This is a genomic window from Pseudomonas furukawaii (genome assembly GCF_002355475.1).
Lineage (GTDB): Bacteria > Pseudomonadota > Gammaproteobacteria > Pseudomonadales > Pseudomonadaceae > Metapseudomonas > Metapseudomonas furukawaii.
Genome location: NZ_AP014862.1, coordinates 564406 through 579481, shown reverse-complemented (window position 1 = coordinate 579481; position 15076 = coordinate 564406). Strand labels below are relative to the sequence as shown.

Annotated in this window: 14 protein-coding genes; 1 reads left to right on the top strand and 13 read right to left on the bottom strand. The window is 66.6% G+C overall.

The window, feature by feature from the left end; translation table 11 throughout:
• Position 1: 1 nt before the first annotated feature.
• The 10 genes from KF707C_RS02615 to KF707C_RS02570 all read right to left on the bottom strand — a co-directional run bounded on the left by KF707C_RS02615 (position 2) and on the right by KF707C_RS02570 (position 11474).
• A complete protein-coding gene (locus tag KF707C_RS02615; RefSeq protein WP_003450707.1) occupies positions 2 to 595 on the bottom strand; it encodes an aminodeoxychorismate/anthranilate synthase component II in 594 nt (197 codons plus the stop codon).
• A gap of 10 nt (positions 596 to 605) precedes the next feature.
• On the bottom strand, positions 606 to 2093 hold the full coding sequence (gene trpE, locus KF707C_RS02610; protein ID WP_036992413.1) for an anthranilate synthase component I: 1488 nt from the start codon (positions 2091 to 2093) through the stop codon (positions 606 to 608).
• Between the two features lie 91 nt (positions 2094 to 2184).
• The gene (locus KF707C_RS02605) at positions 2185 to 3024 is read right to left on the bottom strand and encodes a phosphoglycolate phosphatase (protein WP_003450711.1); all 840 of its coding nucleotides are present in this window, start codon (positions 3022 to 3024) and stop codon (positions 2185 to 2187) included.
• 1 nt (position 3025) lies between these two features.
• On the bottom strand, positions 3026 to 3694 hold the full coding sequence (rpe, locus tag KF707C_RS02600; protein WP_003450713.1) for a ribulose-phosphate 3-epimerase: 669 nt from the start codon (positions 3692 to 3694) through the stop codon (positions 3026 to 3028).
• A 139-nt stretch (positions 3695 to 3833) separates the two neighbouring features.
• Complete coding sequence (locus KF707C_RS02595; protein ID WP_003450717.1) at positions 3834 to 4661, bottom strand: ABC transporter permease; 828 nt, start codon at positions 4659 to 4661, stop codon at positions 3834 to 3836.
• A gap of 93 nt (positions 4662 to 4754) precedes the next feature.
• Positions 4755 to 6002, bottom strand: coding sequence for an ABC transporter permease (locus KF707C_RS02590; protein ID WP_003450719.1), 1248 nt, complete (start codon positions 6000 to 6002; stop codon positions 4755 to 4757).
• A gap of 113 nt (positions 6003 to 6115) precedes the next feature.
• Positions 6116 to 7147: an ABC transporter substrate-binding protein gene (locus tag KF707C_RS02585; protein ID WP_003450721.1), complete on the bottom strand. Its 1032-nt coding sequence runs from the start codon at positions 7145 to 7147 to the stop codon at positions 6116 to 6118.
• A gap of 49 nt (positions 7148 to 7196) precedes the next feature.
• Positions 7197 to 8306: an ABC transporter ATP-binding protein gene (locus KF707C_RS02580; protein WP_003450723.1), complete on the bottom strand. Its 1110-nt coding sequence runs from the start codon at positions 8304 to 8306 to the stop codon at positions 7197 to 7199.
• 151 nt (positions 8307 to 8457) lie between these two features.
• Positions 8458 to 9087 carry a response regulator gene (locus KF707C_RS02575; RefSeq protein ID WP_003450725.1) on the bottom strand — a complete coding sequence of 210 codons (630 nt, stop codon included), beginning with the start codon at positions 9085 to 9087 and terminating at the stop codon, positions 8458 to 8460.
• Positions 9084 to 11474, bottom strand: coding sequence for a PAS domain-containing sensor histidine kinase (locus KF707C_RS02570; RefSeq protein ID WP_036992389.1), 2391 nt, complete (start codon positions 11472 to 11474; stop codon positions 9084 to 9086). The genes KF707C_RS02575 and KF707C_RS02570 overlap by 4 nt, the downstream gene beginning before the upstream one ends.
• A 135-nt stretch (positions 11475 to 11609) precedes the next feature.
• On the opposite strand from KF707C_RS02570, the gene KF707C_RS02565 reads away from it, so the two are divergent.
• Positions 11610 to 12614 carry an alpha/beta hydrolase family protein gene (locus KF707C_RS02565; RefSeq protein ID WP_003450729.1) on the top strand — a complete coding sequence of 335 codons (1005 nt, stop codon included), beginning with the start codon at positions 11610 to 11612 and terminating at the stop codon, positions 12612 to 12614.
• On the opposite strand, the gene KF707C_RS02560 is transcribed toward KF707C_RS02565, so the two are convergent.
• The 3 genes from KF707C_RS02560 to KF707C_RS02550 are packed head-to-tail and all read right to left on the bottom strand — an operon-like array spanning position 12611 to position 15072.
• Positions 12611 to 13378 carry a TerB family tellurite resistance protein gene (locus KF707C_RS02560; RefSeq protein WP_003450731.1) on the bottom strand — a complete coding sequence of 256 codons (768 nt, stop codon included), beginning with the start codon at positions 13376 to 13378 and terminating at the stop codon, positions 12611 to 12613. The two genes, KF707C_RS02565 and KF707C_RS02560, sit on opposite strands and share 4 nt — an antisense overlap.
• Positions 13379 to 14050, bottom strand: a complete 672-nt coding sequence (gene murU / locus KF707C_RS02555; RefSeq protein ID WP_003450733.1) for an N-acetylmuramate alpha-1-phosphate uridylyltransferase MurU — start codon at positions 14048 to 14050, stop codon at positions 13379 to 13381.
• Entirely contained in the window at positions 14047 to 15072 is a 1026-nt protein-coding gene (locus KF707C_RS02550) for an aminoglycoside phosphotransferase family protein (RefSeq protein ID WP_003450735.1), read from the bottom strand. The genes murU and KF707C_RS02550 overlap by 4 nt, the downstream gene beginning before the upstream one ends.
• Positions 15073 to 15076 lie beyond the last annotated feature (4 nt).

The window sequence follows — 15076 nt, the reverse complement described above, 5'->3', positions numbered from 1 at the left end:
GTCAGCGTACTCCACCGGTCTGCTTGAGGAAGTTGGCCAGGAGCTCGTGGCCTTGTTCAGTGAGGATGGATTCGGGGTGGAACTGCACCCCCTCGATGTTCAGCGTCTTGTGCCGCAGCCCCATGATCTCGTCCACCGAGCCGTCGTCATGCTGGGTCCAGGCAGTGACTTCCAGCGCATCCGGCAAGGTTTCCAGCTTCACCACCAGGGAATGGTAGCGGGTGACCGTGAGCGGATTGTTCAACCCCTCGAACACACCCAGGTCCTTGTGGAACACCGGGCTGGTCTTGCCATGCATGGCCTGGCGCGCGCGGACCACGTCACCGCCGAAGGCCTGGCCGATGCTCTGGTGCCCCAGGCAGACGCCGAGGATCGGCAACTTGCCGGCGAAATGGCGGATCACATCCAGGGACACGCCCGCTTCATTGGGGGTGCAGGGACCGGGCGAGACCACGATGCGCTCCGGGTTCAGCGCCTCGATCTCGGCGATGGACAGCTCGTCATTGCGGATCACGTGCACGTCCGCGCCCAGCTCACCCAGGTACTGCACCACGTTGTAGGTAAAGGAATCGTAGTTGTCGATCATCAGCAGCATGGTGCGATCCTCAGGCGTCGGTCTTGGCGGTCTGTTCGGCGAGGGCCACGGCACGGAACATGGCGCGGCGCTTGTTCAGCGTCTCCTCCCATTCCAGGGCCGGGACCGAGTCGGCGACGATGCCGGCGCCGGCCTGGACGTGCAGTTCGCCGTCCTTGATCACCGCGGTGCGGATCGCGATGGCGGTGTCCATGTTGCCGTTCCAGGCCAGGTAGCCCACGGCACCGCCGTAGACACCCCGCTTGACCGGCTCGAGCTGGTCGATGATTTCCATGGCGCGGATCTTCGGCGCGCCGGAGAGGGTGCCCGCCGGCAGGATCGCGCGCAGCGCCGACATGGCGGAGACGCCTTCCTTCAGATGGCCGGTGACGTTGGAAACGATGTGCATCACGTTGGAATAGCGCTCGATCACCATTTTCTCGGTGACCTTCACCGAGCCGGTGCTGGAGACGCGGCCCACATCGTTGCGGCCCAGGTCGATCAGCATGAGGTGCTCGGCCAACTCCTTGGCATCGGACAGCAGGTCCTCTTCCAGGGCCAGATCGGCTTCCTCGGTGGCGCCGCGCGGACGGGTGCCAGCGATCGGGCGCACGGTGACCAGGCCATCCTCCACGCGCACCAGCACTTCCGGCGAGCTGCCCACCACGTGGAAGTCGCCGAAATTGAAGAAGTACATGTAGGGCGTGGGGTTGAAGCAGCGCAGGGCGCGATACAGGTCGATGGGCGCGGCGGTGAAGGGGACCGACATGCGCTGGGAAATCACCACCTGCATGCAGTCGCCGGCGAGGATGTATTCCTTGATGTCGCGAACCGCCTGCTCGTAGTCCTCACGGGTGAAGCTGGAGCGGAAGTCGGTCTGCATCTCCACCGGCAGCGCCGGGTCCACCCCCAGGCGCGGAACCACCGGCAGGCGCAGCTTGCGACGCAGTTCGGCGAGATGGGCCTGGCCCCGTTCGAAGGCGTCGTCCTGGTTCGGATCCACCAGCACGATGGCGTGCAGCTTGCCCGCCAGGTTGTCGAACACGATCACCGCATCGGACACCATCAGCAGGATATCCGGCGTACCCAGGGGATCCGGGTTCGGGCAGTTGGCCAGGCGCTTCTCCACGTAACGCACGCAGTCGTAGCCGAAGTAGCCCACCAGGCCGCCGTTGAAACGGGGCAAGCCGGCGATCGGCGCCACCTGGTAGCGCTCCTTGAAGTCCTCGACGAAGGCCAGCGGATCCTCGCACTCGAGCGACTCGGTCTCCACATCGTCGACACTGACGGTCACTCGCGGGCCATGAGCGCGCAGCACGGTACGGCTCTGCAGGCCGATGATGGAGTAACGCCCCCATTTCTCGCCGCCCTGGACCGACTCCAGCAGGTAGGAGTACGGGGTGTCGGCCAGCTTCAGGTAGAGGGACAGGGGCGTGTCGAAATCCGCCAGGGTCTCGAACGCAAGCGGAATGCGGTTATAGCCTTCGGCGGCCAAACGCAGGAATTCTTCGCGGGTCATGATCAGCCTCATGGGCGGGGAGCCTGCGGGAGGCTCCTTGAGATGAAATCTGTGATGTACAAGCGCGCCGGTGCATCCGGCCAGAATGAATTCAGGCGCGCCAGCGCCAACGGGCGACAGCCTTGATGATCTTCATTCCGGCTCGTTCGAGCCAATGCTTGCAGGGAACCACCACGTTTCTGTCTCGCTGAGGCGAATTTTCGGGGGAGTCCGGTGACATTAACGCAGCCCCGTGAGCGGCGCAACCGCCGGGCAGCAGCTCCCGCAGGTCATCCACCACCAGGGCGGGCTCCTCCTCGGCGATGGGTCGACCGTGGTTGTAACCGTAGCTCAGGGCCACGCATTTCACCCCGGCGGCGCGGGCCGCGAGGACATCGTTGCGAGAGTCGCCGACGAACAACGCCTCATGGCGGCTCACTCCGGTCATGTGCATCACATGCAGCAGGGCGGCCGGGTCGGGCTTCTGCTGGGGCAGGGTGTCGCCGGCGATGATCAGCGGGAAGTAGCGGCCGAGCTTCATCTCGTCCAGCAACGGCGCGACGAAGCGCTCCGGCTTGTTGGTGACCAGCGCCAGCTCCACGTCCTGCTTCTTCAACCACTTGAGGGTATCCACCACGCCGGGATAGACGGTGGTGAGCGCGTGGCTCTCGGCGTAGGCCTCCATGAAGAGCGCCAGCCCCCGTTCGGCGTCGGCGTCATGCACGGCGGCATGTTCGATGTCGCCGGCCAGGGCCCGGCGCACCAGCACCCGGGCCCCGTTGCCGACCCACTCGCGCACCCGCTCCACACCGGCCGCAGGGCGGCCCAGGGCGATCAGCATCCGGTCGACGGCGGCGGCCAGGTCGGGAACCGAGTCCACCAGGGTGCCATCCAGGTCGAACATCACCAGGCGTGGCAGGCGCCCGTCGAACAGCCGGTGCAGCGTCCCCATGTCACACCCGGGCCAGTTCGGCGCGCATGGCATTGATGACTTCGGCGTAATCCGGGGCGTTGAAGATGGCCGAGCCGGCGACGAAGGTGTCGGCACCGGCGGCGGCGATCTCGCGGATGTTCTTCACGTTGACGCCGCCGTCGATCTCCAGGCGGATGTCGCGACCGGACGCGTCGATCAGCGCGCGCGCCTCGCGCAGCTTGTCGAGGGTACCGGGGATGAACTTCTGTCCGCCGAAACCGGGGTTGACGCTCATCAGCAGGATCATGTCCACCTTGTCCATCACGTACTTGAGCACGTCCAGGGGCGTTGCCGGGTTGAACACCAGGCCGGCCTTGGCGCCGCCGTCGCGGATCAGCTGCAGGGAACGGTCGATGTGCAGGGAGGCTTCCGGGTGGAAGGTGATGTAGGTGGCGCCCGCCTCGATGAAGTCGCCGATGATGCGGTCCACCGGCTTGACCATCAGGTGCGCGTCGATGGGCGCGGTGATGCCGTACTTGCGCAACGCCGAGCAGACCATGGGGCCGATGGTCAGGTTGGGCACGTAGTGGTTGTCCATCACGTCGAAGTGAACGATGTCGGCGCCGGCGGCGAGCACCTTGTCCACTTCCTCGCCCAGGCGGGCGAAATCGGCGGACAGGATCGACGGAGCGATGGCAAAGGGTTGCATGGCTGACCTCAGGGGCGGAATCACGGTGGCGCGAATTGTAGCCGGGATGGAAGGTTCGCGGGCATTCGACCGATGACTGAGGCGAGGCGAAAAAAAGCCCGCCCGCACGGGGGAGCGGGCGGGCGGAAGGATGGAGAGTCTATTCCGGCATCGAGGTGCGCAGGCGCTCGCTGCGTCCCCGCAGCCATTCCAGCACCAGCAGCAGGGCGATGGAGAAGCCGATCAGCAGGGTGGCCGCCGCGGCGATGGTGGGGCTGAGGTTCTCGCGGATGCCGCTGAACATCTGGCGCGGCAGGGTGGCCTGTTCGGGGCCGGCGAGGAACAGGGTCACCACCACTTCGTCGAAGGAGGTGGCGAAGGCGAACAGGGCACCCGAGATCACGCCGGGCGCGATCAGTGGCAGGGTCACGCGGAAGAAGGCGGTCAGCGGCGGAGCCCCCAGGCTGGCGGCGGCGCGCACCAGGTTGTGGTTGAAGCCCTGCAGGGTGGCCGACACCGTGATGATGACGAAGGGCACGCCCAGCACCGCATGCACCAGGATCAGCGACAGGTAGCTGTTGCCCATGCCCAGCGGGGCGAAGAACAGGTAGCTCGCCACGCCGATGATCACCACCGGCACCACCATGGGCGAGATCAGGATGCTCATCACCAGCGCCTTGCCGCGGAACTCGCCGCGGGTCAGGCCGATGGACGCCAGGGTGCCGAAGACCATGGCCAGGACCGTGGCGGCGGGCGCGACGATCAGGCTGTTGGTCAGGGCGCGCATCCACTCGGCGGACTGGAAGAAATCGGCGTACCAGCGCAGGGAGAAGCCCTGCAGCGGGTAGACCAGGAAGGTGCCGGAGTTGAACGACAGGGGCACTATCACCAGCACCGGCAGGATCAGGAACAGCAGCACCAGGCCGCAGAGGATACGCAGGGTAAAGAACCACAGGCGCTCCACCGGGGACATGTAGGGACTCAGCATCACGCTCTCTCCTCAGAATCTTTCTTGTTTCCCCGTCCACTCCCCCCGCAAGCGGAAGAGGGGGAGCGGACGGCCTCCAGCGGAGGCGCTTTCTTATCCCAGCCTCAGGCGACCGGCGCCCACCAGCCAGGTGTACACCACGTAGAGCACCAGGGTGGCGAACAGCAGCATCCCGCCCAGGGCCGTGGCCATGCCCCAGTTGATGGTGGTGTTGGTGAAGAAGGCGACGAAGTAGCTGACCATCTGGTCGTTCGGGCTGCCCAGCAGCGCCGGGGTGATGTAGTAGCCGATGGACAGGATGAACACCAGCAGGCACCCGGCACCGACACCGGCCACGGTCTGCGGGAAGTACACCTTCCAGAAGCTGGCGAAGGGGTGGCAGCCGAGGGAGATCGCCGCCCGCATGTAGCTGGGGGAGATACCCTTCATCACGCTGTAGATCGGCAGGATCATGAACGGCAGCATGATGTGGACCATGGCGATGTAGACGCCGGTGCGGTTGAACACCAGTTGCAGCGGCTGGTCGATCAACCCCAGTTTCATCAGGGCGCCGTTGATCAGGCCGCCGGACTGCAGCAGCACGATCCAGGCCGCCACCCGCACCAGGATGGACGTCCAGAAGGGCAGCAGCACCAGGATCATCAGCAGGTTGCTCTGCCGGGTCGGCAGGTTGGCCAGCAGGTAGGCCAGCGGATAGGCCAGCAGCAGGCAGATGGCCGTGATCACCGCGCTCATCCAGAAGGTGCGGGCGAAGATATCCAGGTAGATGGCCTGGTCCGGGGTTGCCGGCGCCAGCTCGCCGAGGTCGTCGATGCGATGGTCGAGGGCGGCCAGCAGGTAATAAGGCGTCAGGTGGCTGGCGTTGCGACGGATCGCCTGCCAGTAGGCCGGGTCTCCCCAGCGCTCGTCGAGGGTTTCCAGGGCGTCCTTGTAGGACGCCGGCTCGGTCTTGAACGGCAGGGCCCGGGCGGTCTTGGCCATCAGGCTGCGGTAGCCGGCCAGTTCCATGTTCAGGCGCTTGGAGAGGTCGCCGATGGTCTGGTTCTTGCGCGCCTCGGCCAGGTCTTCGGCCAGGGCCTTGTACACCGGTTCGGCGGGCAGCGCCTTGCCGTCCCAGGATGCGATGGCGTCGACGGTGCGGGGCATGGAGCCGACCACTTCCGGGTTGTTCACGCTCTTGTAGAGCAGCGCGCCGATGGGCACCAGGAAGGTCAGCAGGAGGAAGATCAGCAGCGGCAGGATCAGCGCCTGGGATTTCAGGCGGTTCATCCGCTCGGCTCGGGCGAGGCGCTGCTTGAGGCTGGGGCCGGCGACCTCGTTCAGGGGCACTGCAGTGGCCATGGCGAACTCCGTTGGAACAGTACTTGGGACTTTCAGGCCCTAGGGCCGGGGTGAGGAACGACTGCCCTCACCCCTGGCCCCTCTCCCGGAGGGAGAGGGGGAAGGCGGCGGTCTTACTTGGCCGCCCAGGCGTTGAAGCGCTGTTCCAGCTGCTCGCCGTAGTCAGCCCAGAAGGTGACGTCCATGGCGACCTGGTCCTTGATGTTCTCCGGCGTGGTCGGCATGTCCTTCAGGATGCCCTTGTCCAGCAGCGACACCGCCTGGGTGTTGGCCGGGCCGTAGGCGATGTTGGAGGAGTAGACCTTCTGCTGCTCGGGCTGGACCGAGAAGGCGATGAACTCCTTGGCCTTGTCGGCATCCTTGGCGCCCTTCGGGATGGCCCAGGAGTCGAAGTCGTAGATGCCGCCGGTCCAGACGACCTTCAGGTTGCTCTCGTTCTGCACGGCGGCGATGCGGCCGTTGTAGGCGGAGCTCATCACCACGTCACCCGAGGCGAGGAACTGCGGCGGCTGGGCGCCGGCTTCCCACCACTGGATGCTGGGCTTGATCTCGTCGAGCTTCTTGAAGGCGCGATCCTGGCCTTCCTTGGTGGCCAGCACGCTGTAGACGTCCTTGGGCGCCACGCCGTCGGCCATCAGGGCGAATTCGAGGGTGTACTTGGCGCCCTTGCGCAGGCCGCGCTTGCCCGGGAACTTGTTCACGTCCCAGAAATCGGCCCAGCTGGTGGGTGCGGTCTTCAGTTTGTCGGCGTTGTAGGCCAGCACGGTGGACCAGACGAAGAAACCCACGCCGCAGGGTTGCAGGGCGCCCGGAATGAAGTCCTCGGCCTTGCCGAACTGGGCGGTGTCCAGTTCCTCGAACAGCCCTTCGTCGCAACCACGGGCCAGTTCGGGGGACTCCACCTCCACGAGGTTCCAGGACACGCTGTTGGTGTCGACCATGGCCTTCACCTTGGCCATCTCGCCGTTGTACTCGCCAGCGATGATCTTGTTGCCGGTGGCCTGCTGGAAGGGCTCGTAGAACGCCTTCACCTGGGCGTTCTTGTTGGCACCGCCAAAGGACACGACGGTCAGGTCGGCGGCCATGGCCTGTGCGGCGCAGGCCAGCCCGAGGGCGATGGCGGTGAGTTTCAGGGATTTCGACATTGTTGTTTTCTCCACAGTGCAGGGTTGCTTATGCCTTGGTGCCACCGCGTCATTCCGCGTGCAGCGGGTCCAATGCGCGGACGTGCTCCACTTGCCAGCCGAGCGGCACCACATCGCCGACCGCCAGCGCGGGATCGAGCTCGGCGATGGGTTGCTTGACGAAGAAATCGGGCTTGCCGCAGACCTCGAAGCGGATGCGCACGTGGTCGCCCAGGTAGATGAACTCGGCGACGCGCCCGGAGAAACGGTTGACGCAGGATTCGCTGTGGCCATTCAGGCGGATCCGCTCGGGGCGGATCGACAGGGTGACCGGCTCGCCCGGCTGGCCGACGTTGATGGCCAGGGCCTCGACCTTCTCGCCACGGGCCAGGCGCACCACGCAGGTATCGCCCTGGCGGCTTTCCAGCTGACCGCTGAGGCGGTTGTTCTCACCGATGAAGTTGGCCACGAAGGTATTCTTCGGCAACTCATAGAGCTCACGAGGCGGCGCGATCTGCTGGATCTCGCCCTGGTGGAACACCGCCACGCGATCGGACATGGTCAGGGCTTCGCCCTGGTCGTGGGTCACGTAGACCACGGTCACGCCGAGGCGCTGATGGATGTGCTTGATCTCCATCTGCATGTGCTCGCGCAGCTGCTTGTCCAGCGCGCCGAGGGGTTCGTCCATCAGCACCAGCTGCGGCTCGAACACCAGGGCGCGGGCCAGGGCGACGCGCTGCTGCTGGCCACCGGAAAGCTGGGCCGGGTAGCGGTTGCGGAAGGCGTCCAGCTGGACCATCGACAGCGCACGCTTCACACGCTCGCTGGCGTCGGTCTTGCTCATGCCGCGCACCGACAGCGGGAAGGCCAGGTTCTCGGCCACCGTCATGTGGGGGAACAGCGCGTAGTTCTGGAACACCATGCCGATGTCGCGCTTGTGAGGCGGCACGTTGTTGATGGAGCGACCGGCCAGGAGGATCTCGCCGCTGGTGGGGGTCTCGAACCCGGCGAGCATCATCAGGCTGGTGGTCTTGCCGGAGCCGGATGGCCCGAGCAGGGTGAGGAATTCGCCTTTGCGAATATCCAGGTTGAGGTCTTTGACGATCAGCGACTCGCCGTCGTAGCTCTTCTGTACGCCGCGAAAGCTGACCAGGATGTCGCTGCCTTGTGTCTCGGCCATAACCGCACCTTTGTTTTTGTGTCTGCCGTGGGAGAAAGACTAGAGAACGGCATGGCGCACGCAAATCGGGCGGTATGAGAGATTGCTATAAGGCGTGGAGAGGATCTTTTGTAGGGATCGCCCTACAATCCAGAGCGCATTTCTCGGGCATTCATAGAAGCTTGTGTTCCACGGCGTACTTCACCAGGTCGGCCACAGAACTGAGTCCGAGCTTCTGCATCAGCCGTGCCTTGTGGGTGCTCACGGTCTTGCTGCTGATGGCCAGGTGCTGGGCGATCTCGTTGACGCCCTCACCCCGCACCAGGCGCTCGAACACCGAGAACTCCCGCTCCGAGAGCAGGGTGTGGGCGGGCCGGGAATCGGTGAGTCCCACCTCGAACACCATGCGGTCGGCCAGGTCCGGGTCGATGTAGCGACCGCCAGACGCCACCTTGCGGATGGCGGCCAGCAGCAGTGAAGGATCGCTGTCCTTGGTGGCGTAGCCCGCGGCGCCGATCTTCAGCGCGCGGGCGGCCATTTGCGCCTCGTCGTGCATGGAGAGCACCAGCACCGCCGGCGGGTTGCCGAGGGCGCGGATGCGCGGAATGGCCTCGAGGCCGTTGACCCCGGGCATGGAGATATCCAGCAGCACCACCTCGCAGGGCGTATGCCGCAGGGTTTCCATCAACTGCTCGCCATTGGCCGCCTCCCCCGCCACGCAGAGGTCCTTGGCCAGGCCGATGAGCTGCTTGATGCCCTCGCGGACGATGGTGTGGTCTTCCGCCACCAGTACTCGGATCACGCTGCTTTCTCCTTATCCAGTGCCACCCGCACGCAGAGGGTGGTCCCCTCCCCTGGCTGGCTGTCGATTTCCAGGCTGCCGCCCAGCATCAGTACCCGCTCGCCCATGCCCACCAGGCCGAAGGAACTGCCACGCCGGGCGCTCGTATCGAAACCCCGCCCGTCATCGCTGATGCGCAGGCAGAGCTGGCCGCCCTCCTCGCTGAGGCGAACCTCCACAGTATGGGCCTCGGCGTGCCGCATGACGTTGGTCAGGGCTTCCTGCAGCACCCGGAACAACCCCACCGCCTTGGCGTCGGAAATGGCCGGCAGGTGCTCCGGCACCTCCACCAGGCAGGGAATCTGGGTCCTGGCCTCGAAGCGCCGGGCCTGCCACTCGATGGCCGATCCGATGCCGGCATCGAGAATGGGCGGGCGTAGCGCGGTGGCCACGTCGCGCACCAGCTGGAACAGCTGGGCGATCAGGCGCTTCATGCTCTCCAGGCGCTCCTTGAGCCCCTCGTCCAGGTCGGCATAGGCCAGCTCGCACATCGAGGTTTCCAGCTTGAGCACGGTCAGCACCTGGCCCAGTTCGTCGTGAACCTCACGGGCGATGCGGGCCTTCTCTTCCTCACGCACGCTTTCCAGGTGGGCGGACAGCTCCCGCAGCTGGGCGCGGGAAGCCGCCAGTTCGAGTTCGATCTGCTTGTTGTCGGTGATGTCCCAGACCACGCCGTCCCAGACCGCGCGGCCATCCTCGAAGATCCGTGCACTGGCCTTGATGTCCGCCCAGCGCAACTGCCCGTCGCGGGTGAGGATGCGCCCCTGCCAGTGCCAGTCGCGGTCCGCGTCGAGGGCCGCGAGCTGGCTCGCCCAATAGCCATCGCGGTCCTCCGGATGCACCAGGCCGCGAATGCCGCGTCCGGTGTCCAGCAATTCGCTGGCGCTGTAGCCCACCAGCCCCTCGCTGCCCTCGCCGATGAAGGCGAAGGCCGAGGGCGCGCCCGCGGCGGGACGCTCCAGCCGGAACACCAGTCCCGGGACGTTGGAGGCGATGCCCTTGAGACGCGCCTCGCTCTCTTCCAGGGCCTCGCGGGCGCGACGACGCTCGGTGGCGTCGGAGAGGAAGACCACCAGGTACTCGGAAGAGCCGAAGCGCAGGAAGCTCAGGGAGACGTCCGCCGGCAGCCAGCTGCCGTCCGGGCGCAGGCAGCGGGTCTCGAAGCCCAGGGGCCCTTCGTCGCTGTTGCGCACCCGGCGCCAGAGGTTCAGCCAGCGGTCCATGTTCAACTCGGGCTGGAAGTCCGCCAGCGGCCGGTCCGCCAGGCTGCCGGGGGCGTAGCCGAGCATCTGTTCGGCGGCCCGGTTGGCGTAGCGCACATGGCTGTCCCAGTTCACCCAGAGGACGCCCAGGGTGCTGTGGTCGATGGAGAACTGGGTGAGGCGTAGCGCCTCCTCCGCGGCTTCGCGCATCTGCAGAGCATGGCGGGCGTCCAGCAGCTGCCGCTCCAGGCCACGACGCTGACGACGCAGCCAGGTGATGATGGCCGCGGCGGACAACAGCAACACGCCCAGCAGCAGGCTGAGGTTCTGCCAGAAGCCTGCGGATTCGCCCAGGCGCGGGTACTTGGGTTGCAGCCAGCGCTCATGGAGCAGGTCGAGGTCCTTGGCCGGGAGGTTGCGCAGGGCGATGTCGACGATGGCCGCAAGCTCGGGCCAGTCCCGGCGGGACGCCACCCGCAGCAACTGCGGGAAGCCGATATCCGCGACCACGGCGAGCCCGGCGAACTCCTGCTCACGGGACAACCGGCTGAGCTGCGCCTCGTCCAGCACCGCATAACGTACCTGCTCGGCCAGCAAGGCTTGCAAGGCCTGGCGCTCGCTGGCCATGGGCCGGAGTTCGAGGTTGGTGTAGGTGGACCTCAGGTAGTCGAACACGCCGCTGGGATGTCGAAGGGCCAAGGGCGAGGTGCCATCCAGTTGCTCCAGGTCGACCGCAGCATTGCCCTCGCGCTCCCCCACCACCAACTGGGAGACGCGCATGTAGGGATCGGAGAACAGCCAGAGGCGCAATCCGGCGGGGGTCTGGCTGAGCCCTGGCGCCAGGTCGATCAGCCCGGCACGCAGCGCCTGTTCCAACTCGCCCTGGCTGTCGTAGGTGCGCCAGATGAGTTCGACGCCGAGTTCGCGAGCCAGCCAGTTCATCAGCTCCACATTGGCGCCCGACAATTGCTGCAGGCGCCGATCCAGCTGCACGTAGGGTGCCTGCAGTACAGCGCCCACCCGCAGCCGGTCATGGTCGGCCAGCCAGAGCCGCTGGGCGTCGTCCAGGGGCAGGGTGCTCGGGGCGGCCAGCAGCGGCGGGCTCAGGCACACAACCAGCAGGAGGGAAACCAGTGCACGGATCATCGAGAACCCATCGCCAGGAAGAGAAAAGCGCACATACCTTACTCCAGGGTCACGAAACCATGCGAAGGCCCGGCCTGACAAATTTTCGGTGAGCCAGTAGGCTCCAGCTTTTCCGCTCGACCAGGTACGCACCGGATGCTCCGATTCCATCGACCCGCCCTTTCGGCCCTCGTCCTCGCCCCGCTGTTCGCCTCCCTGCCCTTGCGGGCGGAAAACGCCGGCACGCCCACGGAGCCGACACCTGCCGTCGAGCGGGCGCCCCTGGTGGAACGCAGCCAGGAAGAAGCCCGCGGACTCGAGCGACGACTGCCGCAGCGGGAGCAGCAGATGCTGAAGGCCGGAGACGAGCATTTCCTGGCCCTGTGGCAGCCCGCCAACATCGCCGAGTCCAAGGGCCTGGTGGTGATCCTGCCAGGCGACGGTGAAACTGCGGACTGGCCTCGCGCCGTCGGTCCCTTGCGTCGTGGATTGCCGGACCTGGGCTGGAGCACCCTGAGCCTCACCCTGCCGGATCCCAGCGGCGACCCGCTGCCACCGCGCGCCCCCAAGTCGGAGGAGAAGACCCAGGCCGAGCCCGCCGTGAGCCCGGAGAAGGCACAGGAAGAGGGTCCGGCCAATACCGAGCAGGCCGGCAGCGCCGAGCCGGATACCGATCCGGCCCCTCCGCCCCTGTCGCGCGATGCCATCCAGAAGTCGCAGACCGACCGCACCTTCGCTCGCATCGACGCCGCGCTGGCCTTTGCCCGTCAGCAGAAGCCCGGCGTCATCGTGCTGCTCGGTCACGGTACCGGGGCCTACTGGGCCGTTCAGTACCTGGGAGCCCTGGAGCCCGGGGATGTGCAGAACCTGTTGCTGGTGGCGGCCGAAACACCCGCCGGCTACGGGCCGCCCCTGGAGGACTCGCTACCGGACCTGAAACTGGCGACCGGCGACTTCTATTACCGCGACCAGCCGGCGGACCGTGATGCCGCGCAAGCGCGCCTGCACGCCAGCAAGCGGCAGCAGCACCCGGCCTACATCCAGATCGCCATTAAGGCGCTGCCTGGAGACCGTGCCAGCGAGCAGGAGCAGTTGCTGAGACGCATCCGGGGCTGGCTGGACCTGCAGCCTCGATCCAAGGCATCGGCCACCGGCGGCTAGCGGAAGCCGTGGCGCTCACGGATCAGGTTGTAGGCGCTTTGCAGTTCGCGGGTCCGCTCGGTGGCGGCACGCACCGCCGTGGGGCTGGCACCTGAGCCCGCCAGTTTGTCCGGGTGGTGCTTGCTCAGCAGCCGGCGATAGGCCCGCTTGATCGTCGCCGGCTCGCAATCGGCCGTCACCCCCAGCAACTTGAGCGCCTCGCTGTAACTGTTGCCACGAGCAGGGGCAAGGCCTTGCGGCGTGTCGTAGCCTGCACCCAGGGCCTGCACCTGCGCCGGCTTGAACCCGAGCCATTGGCCCCACTGCAGGATCAGTTCCCGCTCGACCTCGCCGATGCGTCCGTCCGCCGCTGCCATCTGCCAGCAGCTGCGCAAGAGGCGCTCGGCGCTCAGCCGCTCCTCTCGCAGCCCGGCCAGCGCGGGCTGCAGGTTGTCCCGCCCGACCTTGCCGCGATTGAAGGCCGCGATGGCGCGGCGGGTGCGCGACTCGTCCAGCCCCAGGCGCTTCATTTCCGAGCGCGCCTGCTGAATATGGGCCGCCTGCACCCGGCCGTCGCTCTTGGCCAGACGTCCCAGCAGGACGAACAGCAGGTCCCCGCTCGCGATCTCAGACCGTCCCCGCAGCCGCGCCCAGAGGGCACTCCAGGAGTCCAGCTTCAGCCGTCGGTCCAGCACCTGGCCCAACAGACCGCCGAGCATGGCACCGGGAATGCTCGCCAGCGCGAAGCCAGCGGTGGCGCCGATCAGGGTGGCGGGCCAGAGCATTCAGACCTCCGCCTGCAACAGGCGCTCGACATCCGCCAGGCGCTCGTGGGTGCCCACGTCGACCCAACGGCCACGAAAGTGCTCACCGCTCACCTGGCCAGCGGCCATGGCCTGGCGCAGCAGCGGCGCCAGTTTGAAAGCCCCCGGCTGGCAGTCCTCGAAAAGTCGCGGGTGCAGTACGGCAATACCACTGTAGGTGAGGCTGGGCTCGCCCTCCCGCGCTTCGCTGACGCGCCCATCCACCAGTTGGAAGTCTCCCCGAGGATGGTGCTCGGGGTTATCCACCAGGACGAGATGGGCCAGGCCGTCCAGTGGGCGGCACAGGTGGCCGAAGTCGTAGTCGGTCCAGACATCGCCGTTGACCAGCAGGAAAGGTTCATCCCCCAGCAGCGGCAGGGCCCGGAAGATCCCGCCCCCGGTCTCCAGGGGCTCGCCTTCGGGCGAGTAGCGGATCGACAGGCCGAATCGCTCGCCGCTCCCCAGGTGATCCTCGATCTGCTGGCCGAGCCAGGCGTGGTTGATGACCAGGTCCTGGAATCCGGCACGGGCCAGGGCGCGGAGGTGGAATTCGATCAGCGGCGTGCCGGCGGCGCGCACCAGGGGTTTCGGTGTGTGCAGGGTGAGTGGGCGCATGCGCTCGCCCTTGCCCGCCGCGAGGATCATCGCCTTCATCCGCGAGCCGCCTCCCCATCGGGCAGGCTGGCCAGCAACTGGCCCAGTTCGGCCAGTTCAGGCCGCCTTTCGATCACTGCCTTTATATAGGCAAAGAAGCGCGGCACATCGCCCAGGTACTTGGGCTTGCCATCGCGGTGGCAGATACGGGCGAAGATGCCGATCACCTTGAGGTGACGCTGCACCCCCATCAGATCGCTGGCACGCCGGAATTCGGCGAAGTCGGCCTGCACCGGGATGCCGGCTTCGCGGGCGAGGGTCCAGTAGCGCTGCAGCCAGCCCGCCACCCGCTCCTCGGGCCAACTGAGGAAGGCATCCTTGAACAGGCAGGTGATGTCATAGGTGACCGGGCCGTAGACGGCATCCTGGAAATCCAGCACACCGGGGTTGGGCGTGCTGAGCATCAGGTTGCGAGGCATGTAGTCGCGGTGCACCAGCACCTTGGGCTGGGCCAGCGCGCTGTCGATCAGCAGGCGGGAAATGCGCTCCCAGGCCGCCAGGCGCTCGCCCTCCAACTCCAGCCCCAGGTGGTGCTGCAGGTACCACTCCGGGAAGAGCTGCAGTTCGCGACGCAGCAGCGCGTCGTCGTAATGGGGCATGGGCGCATCGAGGCTGCGTTTCTGGAAAGTGAGCAGCGCCTGGATGGCGTCCTCGAACAGGGCATCGGCATTGCTCGCGTCGATCACGTCCAGGTAGGTCTGGCGACCGAGGTCGTCGAGGATCAGGAAGCCCTGTTCCACATCCGCAGCCAGGATGCGGGGGACATGCACGCCCGCCTCGGCCAGCATGCCGGCGACCTTGACGAAAGGGCGGCAGTCTTCGCGCGGTGGCGGAGCGTCCATCAGGATGAGGGTGCGATCCTCGGCCTCCCAGCGGAAGTAGCGCCGAAAGCTGGCGTCGCTGCTGGCGGGTACCAGCCGGGCCTCGGGAACCGGGCCCCAGCCATGGGCCGTGAACAGGGAGGGCAACTGCTGGTCCAGCCATTGGCTGAGCTGCGCGAGGCGCAGGTCTTCATGGTGCATCGAG